Below are 21,863 nucleotides of genomic sequence, written 5' to 3'. Positions count from 1 at the left end.
CATACCTATTTCAGCCATGACACGAAAGCTCAAACTCCCGGCCTTAATTCTCGCGGCAATGGCTCTCGCGGTGCCCGGCGCAGCGGCGGATGATGGGTGGCACAATGTGAAGGTCGGCGGCGGGGGCTTCGCGCCCAACATCATCGCCAGCCCGGTGCTGCCGGGGCTGTTCTACCTCCGCACCGATATGGGCGGGGCCTATCGGCTGGACCCCGGCAGCGATCAGTGGGTGCCGCTGCAGGATGCGAACCCGGTGTCCAGCTATATGGGCATCGAAAGCATCGCAGCAGACCCGAAGAACCCGGATCGGGTCTGGCTTGCGGCGGGTATGAACGCGCACTTGCCCGCCGCCATCTTCCGCTCCGCCAACCGGGGGCAAAGCTGGGAGGTGATCGAAACGCCCTTCCGCATGGGCGGCAACGAGGCCGGGCGCGGCATGGGGGAACGGCTGGCGGCAGACCCGGCCAACCCGGACAGGCTGTTCTTCGGCTCCCGCCATGACGGCCTCTGGCGCTCCGACGACGCAGGTACAAGCTGGGCGCGGGTGGAGGGCTTTCCTTGGAAGGGTCTGGGCCAACCCGCCAAGGGGCAGACCCATGGCGGCGTCAGCTTCGTGCTGTTCGCAGGCGCGGCCATCTATGCGGGCGTCACCGATCCGGGTGCGCCGCGCCTGCTGCGCTCCACCGATGGCGGGCAAAGCTGGCAGGCCGTCGCAGGCGGCCCCCCGGCGGACCTGCTGCCGGTGAAGGCAGTGGCGGACGAACGCGGCCGCCTGTTCATCGCCTATAGCGACCAGATCGGCCCCAGTGGGATCACGCGCGGTGCGATCTGGCGGTCGGACGGCGCAGAATGGGCGGATGTCACCCCACAGAGACATGGCGGTGCGGGCTATATGGGCCTGTCCGCCGGGCATGGGCTGGTGGCCGTCGGCACCATCGGCCGCTGGCAACCGGACGACACCGTCTGGCTGTCGCGCAACGGCGGGAACGATTGGGACGATCTCGCCCCCCGCTCCCGCCGGGACGTGTCGGCCGTGCCCTTCCTGAAGGGCCAGCCGCCCGCCAGCGGCGATCCCGGCCCGGAATTCGGCCACTGGATCGCGGGCGTCCTGCTCGATCCGGCCCGGCCCGGCCGCCTCGCCTATGTCACGGGGGCCACCATCTATGCCACGAACGATGCCCGCGCCGCCGGGGAATTGCTGTGGAAGCCATGGGTGGAGGGCATCGAGCAGACGGCGATCATCACGCTGGCCAGCCCCACCGCGGGGCCGCCGCTGCTGTCCGGCTTCGGCGACATCGCCGGCTTCGTGCACAGTGGCCTGCTCGTCTCGCCGCAGCCCAGCTTCTTCAACCCTTTCCTCTCCAACACCAACAATCTCGATTATGCCGGACGGCAGGCGAACATCTGGGTCCGCTCCGGCAGCCTCTGGGAAGGCCGCCCGCGCGACGCGACTCTGGCATGGTCAGACGATGGCGGCTTCAACTGGCAGCCGCTGAAGGTGCCGCCCGCGGCAAACGGCAAGCGCGACGATCTGGAAGGCAGCGCCCCCATCCATGTCTCGGCCGACGGCGGGGTGTTCATCGTCTGCACCCCCGTCCCGCTGCGCACCGCGGATCGCGGGCAGAACTGGGGGCCGATGAAGGGCGTGGCGCAGGATGACTGCCCCGTAGGCGACAAGCGGGACCCGCAGCGCTTCTATGCCCTGCGCTTCAACGCCAACCAGATTGTCGCCAGCACGGATGGCGGCCAGAGCTTCAGGCGCCTGCCCGCCGTGGGGCTGCCACCGGAGCTGTGGAAGGCGCGCACCACCAACCGCGAAGCCCCACGCACCCTCGTCGCCAACCCGCTGCGCGTGGGCGACCTGTGGCTGCGGCTGGGCGAGGAAATCTGGCACAGCCCGGATGGTGGCAGGCGCTTCCGCAAGGCCTCCGGCGCGATGAAGGTGCAGCAGTTCGGGCTGGGCCGCCCCCGTGCGGATACCGATCCGGCCACCCTGTTCGTCATCGGCACGCTGGGGGGCGTGTATGGCATCTGGCGCTCAGCAGACGAAGGCCGCAACTGGCTTCGCCTGAATGACGATGCGCATCAATGGGGCAGGCGGTTTCGGGTGATTTCCGGCGATCCCAGGCAGTTCGGACGAGTCTATGTCGGCACGGACGGGCGTGGCATCGTCTGGCGCGACAGCGACTGACGCGGGTTCAGCCGAAGCGGATCACATCATAGCGGCTGCCTAGGCGCAGCTTGCGCAGTTCCTCGCGCGTGCGCCGCAGCAGTCGTTCCAGCTTCCCCTCGCGCCCCGGCTCGGTCGGCCCGCCATCGGCGAAGCGGGCCATGATGGAGCCTTCGGACCATTCGGGTTCGGCCATGCCGCTGTCGCTGCGCTTGCCCTGCACGGCGGGGGCGGGCACCATCTGATAGATGTGCGCGGTGGGGAAGAATGCCAGCGTCTCGTTGAACAGCAGTTCGTCCACCGGATCGGAAAAACGCGCTGTCATCGCCAGCAGCCGCTTCGCCGTCGCGGCGGAGAGGATATAGCAGCCGCCGCCGATATGGCTGGAGAGCAGCCGCCCCAGATGCCGCCCGCCCACGGCACTGCCCGCCTTCGCCACATGCGCGCGGGTGCCCCATGTTTCCAGCTTCACCACGTCCGCGTCGGCTGGAATCCAGGCCGTGCCGTTCACCAGCGCGCCGAAGCCGGGGGCTAGGATCATGTCATCCTCCAGCACCATGCCATGGGGTTCGCCGCTCTCCACGATGGCCGTCCACGCCGCGCGGTGGCTGTTGAAGCAGCCGAACGCGCCCGCGCTCATGCGGTGGCCATTCGCCATTGGCGGCACCTCAGCGGCGGCGGCGGCAACGTCGGGCTTCTGCGCATCCACCGAGGCGATCCGCTCCAGCTCGAACCCCGCTTGCGCAGCCTCGCGCCGCATATGCGCCCAGCGGTCTGGCCGCCGGTCGAGGTTCATGCAGAAGGCCTTCATCGCGGCCTCAATCGAACAGCGAGGAGACGGAGCTTTCGTCCGAAATGCGGCGGATCGCCTCGCCCAGCAACGGTGCGATCGTCAGCAGCCGGATCTTCTTCGCCTCTGCCACCGGCGGCGTCGCGCCGATGGAATCGGTGATCACCAGCTCCGTCAGTGCCGAGCCTTCCACCCGCGCCACCGCCCCGCCAGAGAGCACGCCGTGCGTCACATAGGCGATCACGCCCGCCGCGCCCGCATCCATCAGCGCCTGCGCCGCGTTGCACAGCGTGCCTGCCGAATCGACGATATCGTCGATCAGGATGCAGAAGCGGCCGGAAACGTCACCGATGATGTTCATCACTTCGGATTCGCCCGCGCGTTCCCGCCGCTTGTCCACGATGGCCAGCGGCGCATTGCCCAGCCGCCGCGCCAGCGCGCGGGCGCGCACCACCCCGCCGACGTCGGGCGACACCACCGTCATCGTGCCCGCATAATCCGGGTAACGCGCCTGAATGTCGGCCGACATCACCGGCGCGGCATAGAGATTGTCTGTCGGGATATCGAAGAAGCCCTGAATCTGCCCGGCGTGCAGATCGACGGAAAGCACCCGCGAGGCCCCGGCCACGGTGATGAGGTTGGCCACCAGCTTCGCCGAAATCGGCGTGCGCGGCCCGGGTTTGCGATCCTGCCGGGCATAGCCGAAATAGGGAATTACCGCGGTGATCCGCTTCGCGCTGGAGCGGCGCAGCGCGTCGATGCAGATCAGCAGCTCCATCAGATTGTCGTTCGCGGGCGCACAGGTGGATTGCAGCACGAACACATCCTCGCCGCGCACATTCTCGTGGATCTCCACGAAAATCTCCTCGTCGGCGAAGCGCCGCACAGAGGCCTTGGTCAGCGGAATCTCCAGATAGCGGGCGACTTCGGCCGCGAGCGTCGGATTGCTGTTGCCGGCAAGCAGTTTCATCTGGTCTTCACCCCTTATGTTGCGACGCGCCTAGCGGATGCCTGCCCTCCCCGCAACGGCTGCGGCCCACACAGTTGCAACTGCGTGCCGCCTGCCCGACAAAGCCGCCCGGAAACGCAGGCTCCAGCTGCCCATGCTTGCGCGAATTTTGCTCGGCATCGCCCTGCTCGGCGCACTGGCCGTGGCGGGCTGGCACTGGCGGCAGGAGAAGAAGCTGCCCCTGCTGCAACCCGCCCCCGCAGAGGCGCGCGGCTGATCCTGCTGCCTGCGAACCTTGAAGGGCCGGACGGCCGCTGACTCAGGGCTTCGCGCGCTTCGTCGTCTTGCCGTTGAACAGCAGCGTCAGCAGCGGGCTGGGGGCGATCAGCTTCTCATGGATCTGGAACAGGATCGGGAAGCCCGCCAGCACGATCACCGCAAAGGTGAGGTACAGGTTATTCGTCACCTCATGCATCAGGTTGGCGATGATGTAGATCACCAGAAAGTGGAAAATGTAGAAGCTGTAAACCCCGTTGGTGATCCGGGTGAGCATCGGGCTGCCCCGCGTCACAAGGCTGCGCGCGATCGCCAGCAGCGCGCAGACAATCAGGAAGATCAGCCCCGCCCGCGCGATCCAGTAGGTGATCCGTTCCAGAGAGCGCGGCAGTTCGTCCGCCAGCATGGGGTGCAGCAGATAGGCCCCGCCAAACAGCAGCAGCCCCGGCCAGAACAGCCGATGCATCAGATCGAACAGGTCGCGGTGGCGGAAAGCCAGCACGCCGATGGCGAAATAGGTGAGATAATTCATCGTCGCCATCGGCAGGAACGCGCCAGGCCGGAACAGCAGCGGGGTGATCAGCGTGTCGTTCAGCCCGCGCAGCAACATCACGGAAATCCCCGCCAGCAGCGCAAGGATCATCAGCCCCGCCAGCGCGGGCAGGCCGGTGAGCCGGCGCACCGCATGCGAAACCGGAGCCGATCCCGCCAGCGCCGCCAGCGCCGGGGTCAGCATGGCATAGATGAACAAAGAGATCAGGAACCACAAATGCAGGTGCCACACCATCGGCCCCGGCAGCGGCAACCGCCAGCCGCCGCTGAAGAAGCTCACAAACGTCTCTCCGCCGCCGTGATAGAGCTGGATCAGCCACAGCGTCACCGGGTTCAGCAGGATCAGGCCAGACAGGAAGGGCAGCAGGATCAGCCGCCCCCGGTTGATCAGGAAGCTGCGAAAATCGCTGCGCCCATAGACCATGGCGGTGAAATAGCCCGAGACGAGGAAGAAGGTCGCCATGCGGAAATGGTCTGACACTTGGCTGATGGCGAAGAAGAAGGGTGAAGGACCGATGGTCGCCCCATGCACCAGCAGCCCGAACAACATGCAGAAACAGCGCAGCGCATCTACATGATGCAGGCGATCAACCTTGGCCGTCATCGAACGGCCCTTCCTGCCCCATCACTTGTGCTCAATCCAGTTGCCCCAGACATGCGCCGGTCTCTACTTGAGAGCCGTGCATTGCTCAAGGCGGGATAAGGCCGTCACTCCGCCCGTCAGACCCCACCACGATCGGCGACGGTTCCCCGCCTTGCCCCGCCCCGGAATTTGCGGCATCGCCCGGGGCGATGGCTATCCTTGTTACGGGCGTCGCCGGCTTCATCGGCTTTCACTGCGCGCAGGCGCTTCTTGCGCGCGGCGAACAGGTGATCGGGGTGGATTGCTTCCTTCCCTATTACCGGCTCGATCTGAAGGAGGCGCGGGTGGCCGCGCTTGAAAGCCCCGGCTTCACGCTGCTCCGGCAGGATTTCGCCGACATGCCCGGGCTGGAAGCCGCGCTGGCGCCGCACCGGATCAGCTCTATCGTGCATCTGGGCGCGCAGCCCGGCGTGCGCTGGTCCATCGATCATCCGCTCGATTATGGCCATTGCAACCTTGTGGGCCATCTGAACCTGCTGGAAATCGCGCGCCGACGGCAGGTGCCGATGGTTTATGCTTCCTCCTCGTCGGTCTATGGCGCGAACAGCAAGCTGCCCTTTGCCGTGGAAGATCGGGTGGATCACCCCATCTCGCTCTACGCCGCGACCAAGAAATCCGCCGAGCTGATGAGCGAGACTTATGCCCATCTCTATCGCATCCCCCTCACGGGCCTGCGCTTCTTCACCGTCTATGGCCCATGGGGGCGGCCGGACATGGCGGTGTGGAAGTTCACCGAAGCCTGCCTGAACGGGCAATCAGTGCCCTATTACAACGGCGGCGCGATGCGGCGGGATTTCACCTATATCGATGACATCATCGCCGGAATCCTCGCCTGCGTGGGAAGCCCGCCTGCCGACAACGGGCTGCCGAAACCGGGCGGCAGCCACGCGCCGCACGCCATCTACAACATCGGCAACAGCCGCTCCGAAATCCTCTCCCGCCTGGTGGAGGTGATCGAACAGGCCTGCGGCAAGCCGCTGTTGCTGGATCATCAACCCATGCAGCCGGGCGACGTGCCGGATACCTATGCCGATATCTCGGCCATCGCGGCGGACCATGGCTTCGCCCCCACCACCCCCATCGACAGCGGCATTCCCCGCTTCGTGGAGTGGTTCAGGGGCTGGGCCGGGTAGAGGTTGCCTATTTCCGGCACTCCAGCAGCTTGTCGGAGTCCGTCCCCAGCGCCACGCGGGAAATGGAAAGCGCGCCGCGCCCGCCCAAAGACAGCGCGAAGGGAATCTGCACGCTGCTCATGTCCACGCCTGCCGCTGCGAAGCATTTCAGCGGCACGCCCAGCCGCACCCACTCGCCCTGCGGCAGCTGGCCGATGGCGGCCGCATCCAGACTGCCCATCTTGCCGCCGCCCTGCATCGCCAGCGAGATCGGCCCCGTCAGCGCCGTGTCACGCCGCAGTGACACGACCAGCGCGACATCGCCGTTGCTCTCGCGGCTGATATCCACCGGGGCATGCGACGAGACTTCGATGCGCGACGCCCCGGATTCGATGGCGAAGCGGCGCGCGCCTTCCTGCACCACATGGTCCGTCGGCGTCACCGTCACCCGGCCGCTCGCAGCCTTGGCAGGCACGGTGGTGATGCGGGTGCGGTCGGCTTCCGTCTGCTGCACATAAAGCGACCAGAGCGGCTGCGGCTGGCCGCGATCCATGAACACGCCCGCGGCCCCGGCGTCTTCCACGCCCGGATCTTCCGGCAGTTTCTGCCCGGCGGGCGTTTGATCCGCCAGCGTCAGCCCGAAGCCGAAGGGGAACAGCGTGGGGCCATCCACCTTCGCATTCACCGGCCATGCCACTGGCAGCTTGCCGGTGAAACCCGCCACCGTCTTGCCATTGCGCCCGGCCACCAGCACATCGGCGACACCGCCGCCTTCCGAACCCGGCAGCCACGCCACAACGAATGCGTCGGAGGCGTTGATCGCCGGGTTCACGAACAGCGGCCGCCCGGTGATCATCAGCGCCACCACAGGGATGCCCTGCGCCTTCAGCTTGCGCATCGTCTCGAACGGCTTTTCCAGCTCGGTCCGCAGGCGCAACGTCTTGAGGTCGCCCTGAAATTCCGCATAGGGCGTTTCGCCGAACACCACGATGGCGACATCGGGCTTCTGCGTGAAGCTGCCATCCGGAGACAGCTGCGCCCTGCCGCCCGCCGCCGTCACCGCGTCGGACAGGCCCTTCCACAAAGAGGTCGCGCCGGGGAAGGCGCTGTTGTCGATGCCGGTGCCCTGCCATGTGATCGTCCAGCCGCCGGACTGGCGGGCGATATCGTCCGCGCCGTCCCCGGCCACCAGCAGCTTCGCGCCGGGTTTGATGGGCAGCACGGAGCCGCTGTTCTTCAACAGCACCAGTGATTTGCGAACCGCTTCCCGCGCGACCGCCCGATGCTCGGGCGCGCCCAGCATCTGGAACTTGCCCGACAGCGGCCGGGACGACGGCCGACCAGCCTCGAACAGGCCCATGCGCATCTTCACCCGCAACACGCGGGCCACGGCATCATCCAGCCGCGCCATCGGCACGGTGCCGTCCTTCGCCTGTTTCACCAGCGAAGCGTAGAGGTCTTTCCACGTGTCCGGGGCCATGAACATGTCGATCCCGGCCAGCAGCGATTGCGGGCAGCTGGCGTTGGTGCAGCCGGCCACCTGCCCATGGGCATTCCAGTCCGTCACCACGAAGCCGCCGAAGTTCATCCGCTCTTTCAGGATTTCCGTCACCAGCCCGCGATGCCCGGCGATCTTGATTCCGTTCCAGCTGGAAAAGCTGGTCATCACCGTTTCCACGCCCGCCTCGATGGCGGCCACATAAGGCATGCCGTGAATGTCGCGCAGCGTCACTTCGTCGATCCGCGCATCACCCTGATCTCGGCCTTCATAGGTGCCGCCGTCAGCCAGAAAATGCTTGGTGCTGGCAATGACATGCGGGCCTTTCAGGATCGCGCCGGAATTCGGCTCGCCCTGCAAGCCCCGGATCATCGCGCCGACATAGGAGGACACCAGCTTCGGATCGGAGGAATAGCCTTCATACGCCCGCCCCCAGCGGAAATCCTGCGGCACGGTGATGGTGGGGGCGAAGGTCCATTCCTGCCCCGTGGTGCGGATTTCGATTGCGGTCGCCGCGCCGATGCGTCGGATCAGCTCCGGATCACGCGCGGCCCCCAAGCCGATATTGTGGGGGAACAGCGTGGCGCCCACGATATTGCTGTGGCCATGCACGGCATCCGTGCCCCAGATCACGGGGATGCCCACGCCACCGCCGGATTTGTCCACCGAAGCGTCGTAAAAGGCGTCCGCCAGCTTCAGCCACTCGATGGGCGGGGCTTCCTCGTTGCCGCCGGGCGCGCTGTTGCCGCCGTTCAGCACCGAGCCGAGGTGATATGTTTTCACGTCCGCCGGGGTCACGCTGGCGATATCCGCCTGCACGATCTGGCCGACCTTTTCCTCGATGGTCATGCGTGCCATCAGCGCCTTGATGCGCGCCTCCATCGCCGGATCGGCCGGGAAGGGCCATTTGGGCGAAGGCCAGATGGCCGGGTTCACCGAGCCGGTTCCATCGGCGGCGGGGGCTTTCGCATCCGCAGGGGCCGCGCCATCGGCAGCAAAAGCGGCAACCGCGCTCGACAACAGAAGGGCGGCAACCACCCCGTGACGCATGTTCATTCAAGTCTCTCCCCAACCGGATTCGCGCGGATGGTTTGCTCCTGCGCGAATGGTTGCGCTAACATTGGCACGGACAAACGCGCGCGCCAACCCCCCATCTGGCCCCATCCGGGCAACCCGGCGGATTTTCCTGTCCACAGCCGCCAGCAAACCCGCGCGCCCTTGCGGATCGAGACAGTCGATGGTAGCGCTATCAATAATTGAGGGAGGAATAATAAGGTGAGCATCCCGTTCGCGCCATCGGCGCTGCCGGAGGATCATGCGCAGGCCACATTGGCGGGCCGTGTCGCGCTGGCGTCCGGGCCGGTCCCCGTGCTGGTGCGCGACGGGCAGGTCTTCGATGTATCCGCGACCGCGCCCACCATGTCGGATCTGCTCGATCTCGAGTCGCCTGCCACGGCCCAGGGTCCGCGCCTTTGCGCTGTGGAGGAGCTGATCGTGGGCGACGGCCCCGGCCCTCGCCTGCTCTCCCCCTTCGATCTCCAATGCGTGAAGGCCTGCGGCGTCACCTTCGCCCTGTCCGCCATCGAGCGGGTGATCGAGGAACGGGCGCGCGGCGATTATGCCCGCGCCGCCGAAATCCGTGCCGGGCTGGAAGATCAGGTGGGCGACGGCATCCGCTCTGTGGTGCCCGGCACCGAACCGGCCCGCCGCCTGAAAGAGGCGCTGATCGAAGCGGGCATGTGGTCGCAATATCTGGAGGTCGCCATCGGCCCGGATGCAGAGGTGTTCACCAAGGCCCCGGTGCTCTCCACCGTCGGCTGGGGCGCGGATATCGGCATCCGCTCGGATTCGTCGTGGAACAACCCGGAACCCGAAGTGGTGCTGGCGGTGAACGCGCGCGGCGAAACCGTGGGCGCGACGCTGGGCAATGATGTGAATTTGCGCGATTTCGAAGGCCGCAGCGCCCTGTTGCTGGGCAAGGCGAAAGACAACAACGCCTCCTGCGCAATCGGCCCCTTCATCCGCCTGTTCGATGCGGGCTTCGGCATGGACGATGTGCGCGCCGCCGAACTGGACCTGCTGATCGAAGGCCCGGAAGGCTATCGGCTGGAAGGGCATAGCTCCATGCGGCAGATCAGCCGCGATCCGCTGGATCTGGTGAAGCAGACGCTGTCTGAGCATCAATATCCCGATGGTTTTGCACTGTTCCTCGGCACCCTGTTTGCGCCCGTGCAGGATCGTGACGATCCCGGCCGCGGCTTTACGCACAAGGTAGGGGACATCGTGGAAATCCGCTCGCCGAAGCTGGGCCTGCTTCGCAACCGGGTGGTGACAAGCGCCGACGCGCCGCCGTGGACGATCGGCATTCGCGCCTTCATGGCGCAGCTTCCGCAAGGCGCGCGCGCATGAGCCGGGCCGTCTATCCCAGCTTGTCTGGCAAGCGGGTGCTGATCACCGGCGGCGGTTCCGGCATCGGCGCGGGGCTGGTGGAAGGCTTTATGGCGCAGGGCGCGGACGTGACCTTCTTCGACATCGCCCGGGAAGACTCCGAAGCGCTGGTGCGGCAACTGGGTGGCAAGCCTCGCTTCGAGCAGCTGGATCTCACCGATATCGCCGCGCTGCAGGCCGCCATCGCCCGCCTGCAGCAACAGGGCGGCTTCGACATATTGGTGAACAATGCCGCCAACGATGACCGCCACAGCATCGGCGATGTCGACGAAGCCTATTGGGACAACCGCATCGCGGTGAATCTGAAGCATATGTTCTTCTGCGCACAGGCGGTGATCCCGGCGATGCGCGCAAAGGGCGCAGGCGCGATCATCAACCTCGGCTCCATCTCATGGCATCTGGGGCTGGAGGAACTGACGCTCTACCAGACCTGCAAGGCCGGGATCGAAGGCCTCACTCGCAGCCTCGCGCGCGAACTCGGGCCAGACGGCATCCGCGCCACCTGCGTGATTCCCGGCAATGTCCGCACCCCGCGCCAACTGAAATGGTACACGCCCGAAGGCGAGGCCGAAATCGTCGCCGCGCAATGCCTGAAGGGGCGTCTGGTGCCGGACGATATCGCCGCCATGGTGCTGTTCCTTGCCTCTGACGACGCCCGGCTGATAACCGGCCACAGCTATTTCGTGGATGCAGGGTGGCGCTGATGACGGCAAGTGAACCGCAAAGCATCTGGGCGCTGAACGCGCCGCTGCTGGAAGGCCCGCTATGGCATCCGGCCAATCAGGCTTTGTGGTTCGTCTGCATCAAGACACAGGCGGTCTACCGGCTCGATCCGGCCACCGGCGCGCGGGCCAGCTGGCCCGCGCCGCAAGAAATCGGCTTCATCGTGCCGGTGGAGGGTGCCAAAACATTTGTGGCGGGCCTGCAAGGCGGGCTGCACCTGTTCGATCCGGCAGACGGCAGCTTCACCCCGCTGGCAGATCCGGAACCGCACCTGCCAACCAACCGCCTGAACGACGCCACGGTGGACCCGCAGGGCCGCCTGTGGTTCGGCACGATGGACAATGTGGAGCAATCCGCCACCGGCCATTTCTATCGCTATGATGGCTCCGGCACGCACCTCGTCTCCGGCCCCATCCCCATCACCAACGGCCCCGCCGTCAGCCCGGACGGGCGCATCCTTTATCATGTGGACACGCTGGGCGGCGACATCTTCGCCGCTGACATTCTGGCCGACGGCAGCCTCGGTCCCTCCCGGCTGTTCGTGCATATCGACCCGGCCGAAGGCTATCCGGACGGCCCCAGCATCGACAGCGAGGGCCATCTGTGGGTCGGCCTGTTCTTCGGCGGCTGCGCCCGCCGCTACGCGCCGGACGGCAGGTTGGTGGAAACGGTGACCTTCCCCGTCAGCTCTATCACCAAGGTCGCGCTGGGCGGCCCGGACATGCGCACCGCCTTTGCCACCACCGCCGCCAAGCATCTGGATGCGGAGGGCCGCGCGCGCGAACCGCTGGCGGGCAATCTGTTCAGCTTCCGGGTCGATGTGCCCGGCCTGCCCACACCGGGCGTCCGGCTGGCCTGATGCGCCCGCTCGCCGCCGACGGATGGGAGCTGACCCTGCTTCCCGAACTTGGCGGCAGCATCGGCAGCCTTAGCCACAAGGGCCGGGATATCCTGCGCCCCACGCCACCGGGCGCGACAGACCCGCTGCAAACGGCCTGCTTTCCGCTGCTGCCCTATGTGAACCGCATCGCGCAGCGCAGCTTCAACTTCGGCGGCCGCCGCTGGCTGCTGTCCGCCAATTTCGGCGATCATCCGCACAGCCTGCACGGCGTCGGCTGGCATCGTGCGTGGGAGGTCACCCACGCCACCGCCGCCAGCGCCACCCTCAGCCTGAAGCACCCCGGCGGCAACGGCTGGCCATGGCCCTTCCACGCCGAACAACGTTTCGCCCTGCTGCCGGACGGGCTATCCGCCTCGCTCTCCATCCGCAACCTCGCAGACGAGCCGGTGCCCGCAGGCCTCGGCTTCCACCCCTATTTCCCACGCTTCCCGGACAGCCGGTTGCAGGCGAACCTCAGCGCCGCATGGACAGCCGACGCCACGCAACTGCCGCTTGCCCGCGTGCCCGCCGATCATTTCGGCAACTGGGCCGAAGGCGACAGCCTCACCCGCCCCAGCCTTGTCGATAACGCGCACGAAGGCTGGACCGGCCCGGCCCGCATCAGCGGCGGCGGCGGCCTCTCCACCCTGCTCAGCGCCACCGGCGCGGACGGCCTCCACCTCTATATCCCGCCCGGCGAAGACTTCTTCTGCGCCGAACCCGTCACCCATTTGCCAGACGCCATCAACCGCGAGGGCATGGACCTGCTGGCCCCCGGCCAGACGCTCTCCATCGAAATGCGCATCTTGCAGGCCGCCCCCGGTTCATCCAGACTTCAGCCGTGATCCTCGAAACAGCCCTCATGCGAACCCCGCTCTTGGCCCTGCTGCTGGCAGCCGCGCTTCCCGCGCAGGCCGAACCCGTCACCCTCTCGCTGACGGACGCGCAGAAAGAGGCGCTGATCGCCGGAAACACCGCCGACGACCTCGCCAGCCCCACAGACTCCCCGCGCCTGATCGACCGCCGCCCGCATGGCGAAGTCGGCGTCATGGTCGGCACCGGCGGCGCGCGCGGCATCTACGGCGTCACCTCCGTCCCGCTGGGCGACAAGGGCTGGGCCACCTTCGGGTTCGAAAACAGCCGGAACGTGTGGCCGGGGCCTTATTGATCGGCGTTTGAGGGGGGCTTCACTTCGGCCCTCCGCTTTGTTTGCCTCCGGCGGCCGGGCTCTGCCCGGACCCGGCAGGGAAATGATTTCCCTGCACCCTCAAAGTTGGCGTTGCGCCTAAACTCCAGTGCCGTTGGTGTGATCAGATTCGATTGCCTGCGGCGCAAGGTGGCTCTCTCTCCCCGCCGGGGAGAGAGGTGGAGAGAGGGGAGCAACGCCGGGCCTGATCCACCAAACTCCCCAACCTACCCACCCGCTCAGCCTGAGTTCTGAGCTTGTCGAAGGGTCGAAGGCCCCTGAACAAACCCTCCACCCTCCCCACGAACCACAACCGTCACCCCCGACTTGATCCGGGGTGAGGCGTGGAGAGGCAAAGTGCCCCCCCCAAAAGCGCCGCAGGCAATCAAACCGCAACCTCGCGCCAAGCAGATGGCCCCAACCACTCCCTTGCAGCGGGCTAAAAACTAAGGGGGTGCAGGGGCGTCACGCCCCTGCCGGGGTGAAGGGGCAGAGCCCCTTCAAACCTCGTCTGCCACCATCCGGCGACGCCCCGAGCCTCCTCACCGCCCGGCCACCTCTCCATCGCCGCGCGTTTTCCACAGCGAGTATCCCACGCCGCTCGCCAGAATGGCAAAGGTCACGCCAAGGCTCACGCTGGGCGGCACCTTGCCGCCGGCCAGTCCCAGCATGTCCGCAAGGAAGATTTTCGAGCCGATGAACACCAGCAGCACGGCCAGCGCATATTTCAGATAGTGGAAGCGGTGCACCATCGCCGCCAGCGCGAAATAGAGCGCGCGCAGCCCCAGGATCGCGAAGATGTTGGAGGTGTAGACGATGAACGGATCGGTGGTGATGGCGAAAATCGCGGGCACTGAATCCAGCGCGAACACCACGTCCACAAATTCCACCATCACCAGCGCGAGGAACAGCGGCGTGACGAAGGTGCTGAGCTTTCCGTTGGCGTCGGGCTGCTTCACGAAGAAGTGATTGCCGTGCAGATCGTCTGTCACCGGCAGGTGATGACGCACCCATTTCAGCACGCGCGAATTGCCGACGTCATAGTCCTGTTCGGCGTTGCGCCACATCTGAATGCCCGTGAAGATCAGGAAGGCGGCGAAGATATAGAGCACCCAGGCCCATTGGTTGATGATCGCCGCGCCGAAGCCGATCATCAGGCCGCGCAGCAGGATCACCCCCAAAATGCCCCAGAACAGCACGCGGTGCTGGTAAAGCCTTGGAATTGCGAAATAAGAGAAGATCATGGCAATAACGAACACATTGTCCATCGCCAGGCTCTTTTCCACCACGAAGCCGGTTACATATTCGATCGCGGCCTGCTGCCCCAGTTGCCACCAGACGAAGCCGCCAAAGGCCAGCCCCAGCGTGATGTAGAAGGCCGAAAGCTTCAGGCTTTCCGCCACGCCGATCTCATGATCGTGCCGGTTCAGCACACCCAGATCCAGCGCCAGCAGCGCGATCACAATCCCGAAGAAGCTGAACCACAGCCATATCGGCGTGCCCAGCCATGCGGCTGTCAGAAATTCCATGGTCGTCCCCTCTGGTCATCACATGCGCCGCGTCAGCGCCGATTCTCATCTGCGCTTCCGACATCACCGCGCGCGCCCGCGCGGCCAGAGGGGCCCGGAATTGTTGGGAAGCTAAGGCTTGGAGTGGATGGGTTCAAGGGGGACTTTGGTGCGGGGGGCGCGGCCGCAGGCAAAGCCTGCGAGTCCGCTCACGGCGATCTCGGCGCGCAGTGCCGCAAGCGCGACTGCGCGCCCGAGCCAATGCGAGGAAAGCCAAGCGAAGCGCCCGGCGTTTGAGGGGCTAAGAAAGAAGTCCGGCAAAGCCGGACTCGTCGGACTGGCCGGCGATAGAGATCGCCGTCTCAGCCGGCCGGGCTTGCGCCGAGTCTGCGAATTAAGGCTTGGCCTTAATCGCAGCCGGCTTCAGCCTCAACTCACGAGGTTAAGCTTCGGCATCGTCACCAGATTCTGCCGCTTCGCAATCGTCAGCCGGGTGATCCACGGGCTGTCCTTGTCTGCGAACTGGTTGGGCGTCATCCCCACGAACGTCTTGAAATCGCGGATGAAATGCGATTGATCATAAAAGGCCCCGGCAGCCGCCTGCTCCCACCCGGCCTCCGGGTCCAGCCCCAGCCGCACAGCCGCCTGCAGCGCCCTGTATTTGCGCGACAGCATCTTCGGGCTGGCCCCATACACCCGCAGTGCCAGCCGCTCGATCTGGCGGGAGGACATGCCCGTCATCTTCACCAGATCATTCACATCCGGGTTGATGGAATTCGCCAGCCACTCATCCGCCGCGCGGGTGAACCAGATGGGCGGCGGCTTCGCCTGCATCGAAAGCAGCAGGAAGAAGGCATCGGCCGCAGCCACCACTTCCCGGTGGCTGCGCGCTTCGCCCATGCGATGCAGCGCGCGGCGCGCCACGGAGCCTGCGACATCTTCCAGATCGATCAACTGGTCGGAAAACTCGCTCGCCCCCGCGCCCACCAGCGCCGCCCAGCCGGCAGGCAGCAGCCCCGCGCCGAAGATCCTGAGCGGCCCGTTGGCGCGGAAGTGCACGGCGATGTTCGTCGGCCCGCACAGCGCCGCCTGCGGCATCTGCACCGTCGGGCCGTCGCCATAATTGAACGTGCCGGACCCGGCATACATGAAGCGCACCTGCGGCAGTTCAGCGCGCAGTGTATCGGTCAGCGCCGGCACATCCGCTTCGAACACATAATAGCTGGAAACCCATGCCCGCAGCGGTGCCGCGGGGGAAAAATAGCGCAACGAGAAATGCGGCGCCCTCACCGGGCCAAACGCCCCGGCACAGGCAATACCGATTGTGCAAACCGCATGCGACCACCTGTTCCGATCAGGCCCGGGATAGAGCCAAACCCCGCCAGACGCGCCTGCCAAGATCCTGAAGCCGCCCGATCACGAAACGAAGCGATCAAACGTCAACCCGATGATGCAGCAACCCGAATTGCGGGCAATGCATGCCAACGCAGGCATACGAGCGCCGCCCGGGCCGGCCGGGAAACGATTAATTGTCTCGCGAATCACTGTCAAAATCAACCCTCACCCTTTTCAAGGCAAAAGGCACCCTGGGGCACAAGGCCCCAGGGTGGAAAAGTGAGGATGGTGGCCACACAGAAAAACGGGGGCTCGGAATAAACTCTGCCCCAGCCGCCTGTGCGGGAATGACCATCCTTTGGGTCGCAGCTTGTTGATATCCGTCCTTCGCGCGGGCTGTCTTGGACAGATGCGACATAAAAATGGATGCCCGGAAACAGGCCATCCGACCGCTTGCGCTTGCCGGGTGGACGGTTAAACAAGCCCTATGTTCAAGGCCTTCCGCCCGCTGCTGTTCCGGCTGGATGCAGAGACCGCGCACAGCGTCACGCTGAAAGCGCTGGACTGGATGCCGTCCGGTCCCGGGCCGTCCAACGATCCGCTGCTGGAAACCCGATTCGCCGGGCTGGCCTTCCCAAATCCCGTCGGCCTCGCCGCCGGATTCGACAAGGATGCCCGCGTCTGGCGGCAGATGCTGGCGCTGGGCTTCGGCTTCGTGGAAGTCGGCACCATCACCCCCAAGCCGCAGGCAGGCAACCCGCGCCCCCGCATCTTCCGCATCGCGCAAGACGAAGCCGTCATCAACCGGCTGGGCTTCAACAATGGCGGGCTGGAAGCGGCGCTCCCCCGCCTCGCCCAGCACGGACGCCTCGGCGTCAACGTGGGCGCCAACAAGGATTCGCCCGATCGAATCGCCGATTACGCCGCCGGCGTGCGCGCCGTGCGCGACAGCGCCGCGTGGATCACCCTTAACATCTCCTCCCCCAACACGCCGGGCCTGCGCGGCCTGCAGGGCGATGCCCTGCCCGAACTGCTCGCAGCCGCTGCCGAGGCTGGGGGAAAAGGCGGGCCGCCGCTGTTCCTGAAAGTCGCGCCCGATCTCGACGCGCAACAGATCGACGCCATCGTCGACGCAGCCCTCGCCAGCCGCCTGTCCGGGCTGATCGTCTCCAACACCACCATCGCCCGCCCGCCCGGCCTGCATGGTCCCCACAGCGGTGAAACCGGCGGCCTTTCCGGCCAGCCACTGTTCGAGCCCTCCACGGCGGTGCTGCGCGAATTCGCCACCCGCCTCAGGGGCAGGCTGCCGCTGATCGGCGCAGGCGGCGTCGGCAGCGCCGAACAGGCCTATGCCAAAATCCGCGCGGGGGCGTCGGCCGTGCAACTCTACACCGCCATGGTCTATCAAGGCCCCCGCCTCCCGGCCCGCATCGCCGCGGGGCTTTCCATCCTGCTCCGCCGCGATGGCTTCCGTTCCGTTGGCGAGGCGGTTGGGGTGGATGTGAAGCGCTGATGGGGAAGACTGAAGGGGCTCTGCCCCTGCACCCCCAGACTTTTGTGTAGCCCCTCCCCTGCAGGGGAGGGGTCGGGGTGGGGGCCATCCGCTTGGCGCGAGGGTGGAAATTATTGCCTGCGGCGCTTTGAGGGCTGCCAACCCGCCTCTCCACACGTCACCCCGGACTTGATCCGGGGTCCAGCTTTCCACTCACAACTTTGCCGAAGACCAGCTGGACCCCGGATCAAGTCCGGGGTGACGGTTGTGGGGATGGGGAGGTTGGTGGGTTTGTTCAGGGGCCTTCGACAGGCTCAGGCTGAGCGGGTGGAAGGGCTGGTGGGTTAGGCCCGGCGTTGCTCCCCTCTCTCCACCTCTCTCCCCAGCGGGGAGAGAGAGCCTCCGTTGCGCCGCAGGCAATCGAATCTGATTACGTCTACGGCGTTGAAGTGGGACCACAACGCCAATTTCGAGGGTGCAGGGAAATCATTTCCCTGCCCGCCGGAGGCAAAAGCCTCTCCCCCAAAAGCCTCTCCCCGCGGCCAACACACCCCGCCCACCGAAAACCCCCACCCACGTGTTGAGAAGGGTTGAGCATGCGCCGCCCCTTCCGTAGGGGTAGGCAATGTTTCGCACGTCACTGACGGCAGCCTTGCTGATCGCCTTGCCGCCTTTGTCTGCGGCTGCTCACGCGCAGTCTGTTCAGACCGCTGCGCCGCCTGCTGCGGCGACGTCGGGTTTTTACCTCTCCGGCGCGGAGGACAACCGCCGCGCGCCTGCCAGCACGGCGGCGACTGGACCGGCGGTGGTCACGGCGGCGGATCCGCTGGCGGCGGCGGCGGGGCGGGCTCTGCTGGATGCGGGCGGCTCCGCGGCGGATGCGGCGGCGGCGATGGTGATCACGCTCGGCGTGGTGGAGCCTCAGTCTTCGGGTCTGGGCGGCGGCGGCTTTCTCGTCTGGTATGATGCCGCAACGGGCCGCACCTTCACGCTGGACGGGCGGGAGAAAGCCCCGGCGGCGGCTGGCCCGACACGCTTCTTAAAGCCGGATGGCACGCCGATGTCATTCATGCAGGCGGTGCCCGGCGGTTATTCGGTCGGCGTGCCGGGCGCGATCGCGCTGATCGCGGAAACCCACAAGCGCTGGGGCCAGCGGCCATGGGCAGAGCTGTTCGCGCCCGCCATCAAGGCCGCGCGGGAGGGGTTTGTGGTGTCGCCCCGGCTGAACCGCTTCACGGAGAGCCGCAAAGCGATGCTGCGGGCAGACCCGGCGGCGGCGCGCATTTTCCTCGATCCCGCGGGCGAGCCATGGCCCGCCGGGCATATCCTGCGCCAGCCGGAACTTGCCGAAACGCTGGAGCTGCTGGCAGCGCAAGGGCCGGACGCCTTCTACAAGGGGCCTGTCGGCGCGGCTGTGACCACTGCTGTCGGCAACGCCTTCTCCAACCCGGCCGCGCTGACGGCGGCGGACTTGGCGGCCTATCGGGTGGGGGATCGCAAGCCGCTCTGCCGCCCCTATCGGCAGTGGCGGGTGTGCACCATGGGGCCGCCATCCTCCGGCGGGATCGCGGTGCTGCAGATTCTGCTCCAGCTGGAGCGGTTCGATCTGAAATCACTGGGCGCAGACAATCTGTTGTCTCAGCATCTGTTCGCCGAAAGCCAGCGCCTCGCCTATGCGGATCGGGAGGCTTATGGCGCGGATGCCGATTTCGCGCCGGTGCCGGTGGAGGGGCTGCTGTCCCCCGGCTATATCAAGGCGCGCAGCGCGCTGATCCACATCGAACGCGCCATGGCGGAGGCTCCGGCGGGCACGCCGAAGGGCCTGCCCAAGCGCAAGCCGCAGCGGCTGGCGGACGTGCCGTCCACCAGCCATCTGGCGGCGGCGGATCGGGCGGGGAATGTGGCGACGCTCACCTCCACCATCGAAGGCCCCTATGGCTCGGGGCTGGTGGCGGCCGGGATCGTGCTGAACAATCAGCTGACGGATTTCGATTTCGCGCCGGTGCGGGCCGATGGCGAGCCCGCCTTCAACGCCGTGCAACCGGGCAAGCGCCCGCGCAGCTCCATGGCGCCCGTGATCGTTTTTGATCGCCGGGGCAAGCCGCTGGCCGCCTTCGGGGCGGCCGGCGGGGCCACCATCATCGCGCAGGTCGCCAAGGCGGTGATCGCGCATCTGGATTGGGGCCTCAGCGTGGAGGATGCGCTGGCCGCGCCGCAGATCATCGCGGACCGTTCAGGCCTGCGCTACGAAGCCGGCACCCGGCTGGAGGAACAGGCCGCAGGCCTGAAGGCGCTGGGGCATCAGAATGTCCGTGCCGCCATGCTGCCGCTGAAAGGGAACGGGCTTGCCCGCGTGCCCGGCGGCTGGCGCGGCGCGGCGGACCCGCGAAGCGAGGGTCAGGCAATAGCCACCGGGGGGAATGAACAACCATGAGTCGCGCCGACATCGAACGCGCCGAACGCCTGCGCGAAGCCGAACGCGCCGTCGCCGAAACCGGCGTGGAGCAGTGGAAAAACCTCGTCCACATGTTCTTCGGGCAGGCCGAGCGGCTGAAAGACGCCGCCTTCCTCTGGCGCAAGACAGAGGGCAACTGGCAGGCGATCAGCTGGGGGGAGGCGGCGAAGCAGGTCGCCCGGCTGGCAGAGGCGCTGAAAGGGCTTGGCATCAACAAGGGCGACCGGGTCGTCCTCGTGTCGGAAAACCGCCCCGAATTCTGCCTGTGGGATCTCGCCATCATGTCGGCCGGGGCCGTCACCGTGCCCACCTACACCACCAACACTGCGCGCGATCATCTGCACATCCTTGAAAACTCCGGCGCCATCGGTGCCATCGTCTCCACCCCCAAACTGGCGCGCACGTTGATGGAGGCGGCCTATCAGGCGGCGGACTGCCGCTTCATCATCGGCATCGAGCCGCTGAAGCTGGGCCAGGCCTCCGGCAAGCTGGACCTGCACGACATGGCGGACCTGACGGCCGGACAGCCCGGCGATGTCGGCGCCGCCTCAACCGCCGCGCTGCGCATCGGCCGTTCGGAAACCGCCTGCCTGATCTACACCTCTGGCACAGGCGGCACGCCGCGCGGGGTGATGCAGCACCATGGCGCGATCCTGCACAATGTGGCGGGATGCACCGATATCATCCGCGGCGATTTTCCGCAGGACGGCCGCCGGGAAACCTTCCTGTCATTCCTGCCCACCTCGCACGCCTATGAACATACCGCCGGGCAATTCTTCCCCATCGGGCTGGGCGGCGAAATCTATTACGCTGAAGGGCTGGAAAAGCTCGCCGCCAATATCGAGGAAACCCACCCCTCCATCATCATCGTCGTGCCGCGCCTGTTCGAAGTGCTGCGCGCCCGCATGCTGAAAACGGTGCAGAAGGAAGGCGGCCTCGCCCCGCGCCTGCTGGCGCAGGCCGAACGCATCGGCCGCAAACGCTATGACAGCGGCAAGATCGGCCTGCTGGACAAGCCACTGGATTTCCTGATCGACCGCACGCTGCGGAAAAAGGTGCGCCAACGCTTCGGCGGGCGGCTGAAGGCGTTGGTGTCGGGCGGCGCGCCGCTCAGCCCGGAAGTCGGCTTCTTCTTCGACGCCATCGGCCTGAACCTGCTGCAGGGCTATGGGCAGACGGAAACCGGCCCCATCATCAGCTGCAACCGCCCGGCGGCGAAGATCAAGATGCACTCCGTCGGCCCCGCCCTCCGCGATACCGAAGTGATGATCGCCGAAGACGGCGAAATCCTGGTCGGCGGCGAACTGGTGATGAAGGGCTATTGGAACAACCCGGCCGACACCGCCAAAGTCCTGACGGAAGACGGCTGGCTGATGACAGGCGACATCGGCCTGATCGATGAAGACGGCCACATCGTCATCACCGATCGCAAGAAAGATATCATCGTCAACGACAAGGGCGACAATATCGCCCCGCAACGGGTGGAAGGACTGCTCACCCTGCAACCGGAAATCGCGCAGGCGATGGTGCAGGGGGATCAACGCCCCTACCTCGTCGGCGTGGTGGTGCCAGACGCCGAGTTCCAGATGGAATGGGCCGCCGAACATGGCGCAGACCCGAAAACGCTAAAAGAAAACCCTGCCTTCCAACGCGCCATCCAGTCCGCCGTAGACAGGGTGAGCACCCAGCTTTCCGTCATCGAAAAAGTCCGCCGCGTCATCCTCGCCGACGAGCCCTTCACGGTGGAGAATGAACAGATGACCCCCAGCCTGAAAATCCGCCGCCACGTGCTGCGCAAGGTGTACGGCAAGCGGCTGGACGCGCTGTATAAGTAGCGGGAGGGAGT

Annotated in this window: 17 protein-coding genes; 11 read left to right on the top strand and 6 right to left on the bottom strand. The window is 66.3% G+C overall.

Going from position 1 to position 21,863, the window contains the following annotated elements:
* The first annotated feature begins 16 nt into the window (after positions 1 to 16).
* A complete protein-coding gene (locus FJQ54_RS05565; RefSeq protein WP_235890327.1) occupies positions 17 to 2,191 on the top strand; it encodes a beta propeller repeat protein in 2,175 nt (724 codons plus the stop codon).
* 7 nt (positions 2,192 to 2,198) lie between these two features.
* On the opposite strand, the gene FJQ54_RS05560 is transcribed toward FJQ54_RS05565, so the two are convergent.
* A complete protein-coding gene (locus tag FJQ54_RS05560) occupies positions 2,199 to 2,966 on the bottom strand; it encodes a glycosyltransferase family 25 protein (RefSeq protein ID WP_181159989.1) in 768 nt (255 codons plus the stop codon).
* A 22-nt stretch (positions 2,967 to 2,988) separates the two neighbouring features.
* Positions 2,989 to 3,930 (bottom strand): ribose-phosphate pyrophosphokinase, encoded by a 942-nt coding sequence (locus tag FJQ54_RS05555; RefSeq protein ID WP_140927425.1) that lies wholly within the window; start codon positions 3,928 to 3,930, stop codon positions 2,989 to 2,991.
* Between the two features lie 133 nt (positions 3,931 to 4,063).
* Between FJQ54_RS05555 and FJQ54_RS17915 the strand changes: the two genes are divergently transcribed.
* Positions 4,064 to 4,186, top strand: a complete 123-nt coding sequence (locus FJQ54_RS17915) for a hypothetical protein (RefSeq protein WP_268920560.1) — start codon at positions 4,064 to 4,066, stop codon at positions 4,184 to 4,186.
* 42 nt (positions 4,187 to 4,228) lie between these two features.
* Here FJQ54_RS17915 and FJQ54_RS05550 read toward each other — a convergent pair whose 3' ends face one another.
* Positions 4,229 to 5,341, bottom strand: a complete 1,113-nt coding sequence (locus FJQ54_RS05550; RefSeq protein ID WP_140927424.1) for an acyltransferase family protein — start codon at positions 5,339 to 5,341, stop codon at positions 4,229 to 4,231.
* Positions 5,342 to 5,529: 188 nt separating this feature from the next.
* On the opposite strand from FJQ54_RS05550, the gene FJQ54_RS05545 reads away from it, so the two are divergent.
* Complete coding sequence (locus tag FJQ54_RS05545) at positions 5,530 to 6,513, top strand: NAD-dependent epimerase/dehydratase family protein (RefSeq protein ID WP_140927423.1); 984 nt, start codon at positions 5,530 to 5,532, stop codon at positions 6,511 to 6,513.
* Positions 6,514 to 6,520: 7 nt separating this feature from the next.
* Here FJQ54_RS05545 and FJQ54_RS05540 read toward each other — a convergent pair whose 3' ends face one another.
* Positions 6,521 to 9,046, bottom strand: a complete 2,526-nt coding sequence (locus tag FJQ54_RS05540; RefSeq protein WP_140927422.1) for a glycoside hydrolase family 3 protein — start codon at positions 9,044 to 9,046, stop codon at positions 6,521 to 6,523.
* Positions 9,047 to 9,265: 219 nt separating this feature from the next.
* Between FJQ54_RS05540 and FJQ54_RS05535 the strand changes: the two genes are divergently transcribed.
* From FJQ54_RS05535 to FJQ54_RS05515, 5 genes are read left to right on the top strand one after another with little or no spacing between them, the layout of a single operon-like run.
* On the top strand, positions 9,266 to 10,399 hold the full coding sequence (locus FJQ54_RS05535; RefSeq protein ID WP_235890326.1) for a fumarylacetoacetate hydrolase family protein: 1,134 nt from the start codon (positions 9,266 to 9,268) through the stop codon (positions 10,397 to 10,399).
* A complete protein-coding gene (locus tag FJQ54_RS05530) occupies positions 10,396 to 11,142 on the top strand; it encodes an SDR family NAD(P)-dependent oxidoreductase (protein ID WP_140927421.1) in 747 nt (248 codons plus the stop codon). Before FJQ54_RS05535 ends, FJQ54_RS05530 begins: the two co-directional genes overlap by 4 nt.
* Entirely contained in the window at positions 11,142 to 12,020 is an 879-nt protein-coding gene (locus FJQ54_RS05525) for an SMP-30/gluconolactonase/LRE family protein (protein WP_140927420.1), read from the top strand. Before FJQ54_RS05530 ends, FJQ54_RS05525 begins: the two co-directional genes overlap by 1 nt.
* Complete coding sequence (locus tag FJQ54_RS05520; protein WP_140927419.1) at positions 12,020 to 12,886, top strand: aldose 1-epimerase; 867 nt, start codon at positions 12,020 to 12,022, stop codon at positions 12,884 to 12,886. Before FJQ54_RS05525 ends, FJQ54_RS05520 begins: the two co-directional genes overlap by 1 nt.
* Positions 12,883 to 13,209, top strand: coding sequence for a hypothetical protein (locus FJQ54_RS05515; protein WP_140927418.1), 327 nt, complete (start codon positions 12,883 to 12,885; stop codon positions 13,207 to 13,209). The genes FJQ54_RS05520 and FJQ54_RS05515 overlap by 4 nt, the downstream gene beginning before the upstream one ends.
* Positions 13,210 to 13,769: 560 nt before the next feature.
* Here the strand turns inward: FJQ54_RS05515 and FJQ54_RS05510 are convergent.
* Positions 13,770 to 14,756: a TerC family protein gene (locus FJQ54_RS05510; RefSeq protein WP_140927417.1), complete on the bottom strand. Its 987-nt coding sequence runs from the start codon at positions 14,754 to 14,756 to the stop codon at positions 13,770 to 13,772.
* Positions 14,757 to 15,164: 408 nt separating this feature from the next.
* Entirely contained in the window at positions 15,165 to 16,025 is an 861-nt protein-coding gene (locus FJQ54_RS17435) for a helix-turn-helix domain-containing protein (RefSeq protein ID WP_181159988.1), read from the bottom strand.
* A gap of 532 nt (positions 16,026 to 16,557) precedes the next feature.
* On the opposite strand from FJQ54_RS17435, the gene FJQ54_RS05495 reads away from it, so the two are divergent.
* From FJQ54_RS05495 to FJQ54_RS05485, 3 genes are all read left to right on the top strand, one after another.
* Complete coding sequence (locus FJQ54_RS05495) at positions 16,558 to 17,583, top strand: quinone-dependent dihydroorotate dehydrogenase (RefSeq protein ID WP_140927414.1); 1,026 nt, start codon at positions 16,558 to 16,560, stop codon at positions 17,581 to 17,583.
* Positions 17,584 to 18,187: 604 nt separating this feature from the next.
* The gene (ggt, locus tag FJQ54_RS05490; protein ID WP_140927413.1) at positions 18,188 to 19,996 is read left to right on the top strand and encodes a gamma-glutamyltransferase; all 1,809 of its coding nucleotides are present in this window, start codon (positions 18,188 to 18,190) and stop codon (positions 19,994 to 19,996) included.
* Positions 19,997 to 20,088: 92 nt separating this feature from the next.
* A complete protein-coding gene (locus FJQ54_RS05485; RefSeq protein WP_235890333.1) occupies positions 20,089 to 21,852 on the top strand; it encodes an AMP-dependent synthetase/ligase in 1,764 nt (587 codons plus the stop codon).
* The last annotated feature ends 11 nt before the right edge of the window (positions 21,853 to 21,863 follow it).

It is taken from the genome of Sandaracinobacter neustonicus (genome assembly GCF_006385875.1).
Taxonomy (GTDB): domain Bacteria; phylum Pseudomonadota; class Alphaproteobacteria; order Sphingomonadales; family Sphingomonadaceae; genus Sandaracinobacteroides; species Sandaracinobacteroides neustonicus.
The sequence above is the reverse complement of the archived record's forward strand: the minus strand, read 5'-3'. Positions and strand labels throughout refer to the sequence as shown.

Coding starts and splice junctions, on each gene's coding strand:
- FJQ54_RS05565 (WP_235890327.1), top strand. CDS start 17: ATGACACGAAAGCTCAAACTCCCGGCCTTAATTCTCGCGGCAATGGCT.
- FJQ54_RS05560 (WP_181159989.1), bottom strand. CDS start 2,966: ATGAACCTCGACCGGCGGCCAGACCGCTGGGCGCATATGCGGCGCGAG.
- FJQ54_RS05555 (WP_140927425.1), bottom strand. CDS start 3,930: ATGAAACTGCTTGCCGGCAACAGCAATCCGACGCTCGCGGCCGAAGTC.
- FJQ54_RS17915 (WP_268920560.1), top strand. CDS start 4,064: ATGCTTGCGCGAATTTTGCTCGGCATCGCCCTGCTCGGCGCACTGGCC.
- FJQ54_RS05550 (WP_140927424.1), bottom strand. CDS start 5,341: ATGACGGCCAAGGTTGATCGCCTGCATCATGTAGATGCGCTGCGCTGT.
- FJQ54_RS05545 (WP_140927423.1), top strand. CDS start 5,530: ATGGCTATCCTTGTTACGGGCGTCGCCGGCTTCATCGGCTTTCACTGC.
- FJQ54_RS05540 (WP_140927422.1), bottom strand. CDS start 9,046: ATGAACATGCGTCACGGGGTGGTTGCCGCCCTTCTGTTGTCGAGCGCG.
- FJQ54_RS05530 (WP_140927421.1), top strand. CDS start 10,396: ATGAGCCGGGCCGTCTATCCCAGCTTGTCTGGCAAGCGGGTGCTGATC.
- FJQ54_RS05525 (WP_140927420.1), top strand. CDS start 11,142: ATGACGGCAAGTGAACCGCAAAGCATCTGGGCGCTGAACGCGCCGCTG.
- FJQ54_RS05520 (WP_140927419.1), top strand. CDS start 12,020: ATGCGCCCGCTCGCCGCCGACGGATGGGAGCTGACCCTGCTTCCCGAA.
- FJQ54_RS05510 (WP_140927417.1), bottom strand. CDS start 14,756: ATGGAATTTCTGACAGCCGCATGGCTGGGCACGCCGATATGGCTGTGG.
- FJQ54_RS05495 (WP_140927414.1), top strand. CDS start 16,558: ATGTTCAAGGCCTTCCGCCCGCTGCTGTTCCGGCTGGATGCAGAGACC.
- ggt (WP_140927413.1), top strand. CDS start 18,188: ATGTTTCGCACGTCACTGACGGCAGCCTTGCTGATCGCCTTGCCGCCT.
- FJQ54_RS05485 (WP_235890333.1), top strand. CDS start 20,089: ATGTTCTTCGGGCAGGCCGAGCGGCTGAAAGACGCCGCCTTCCTCTGG.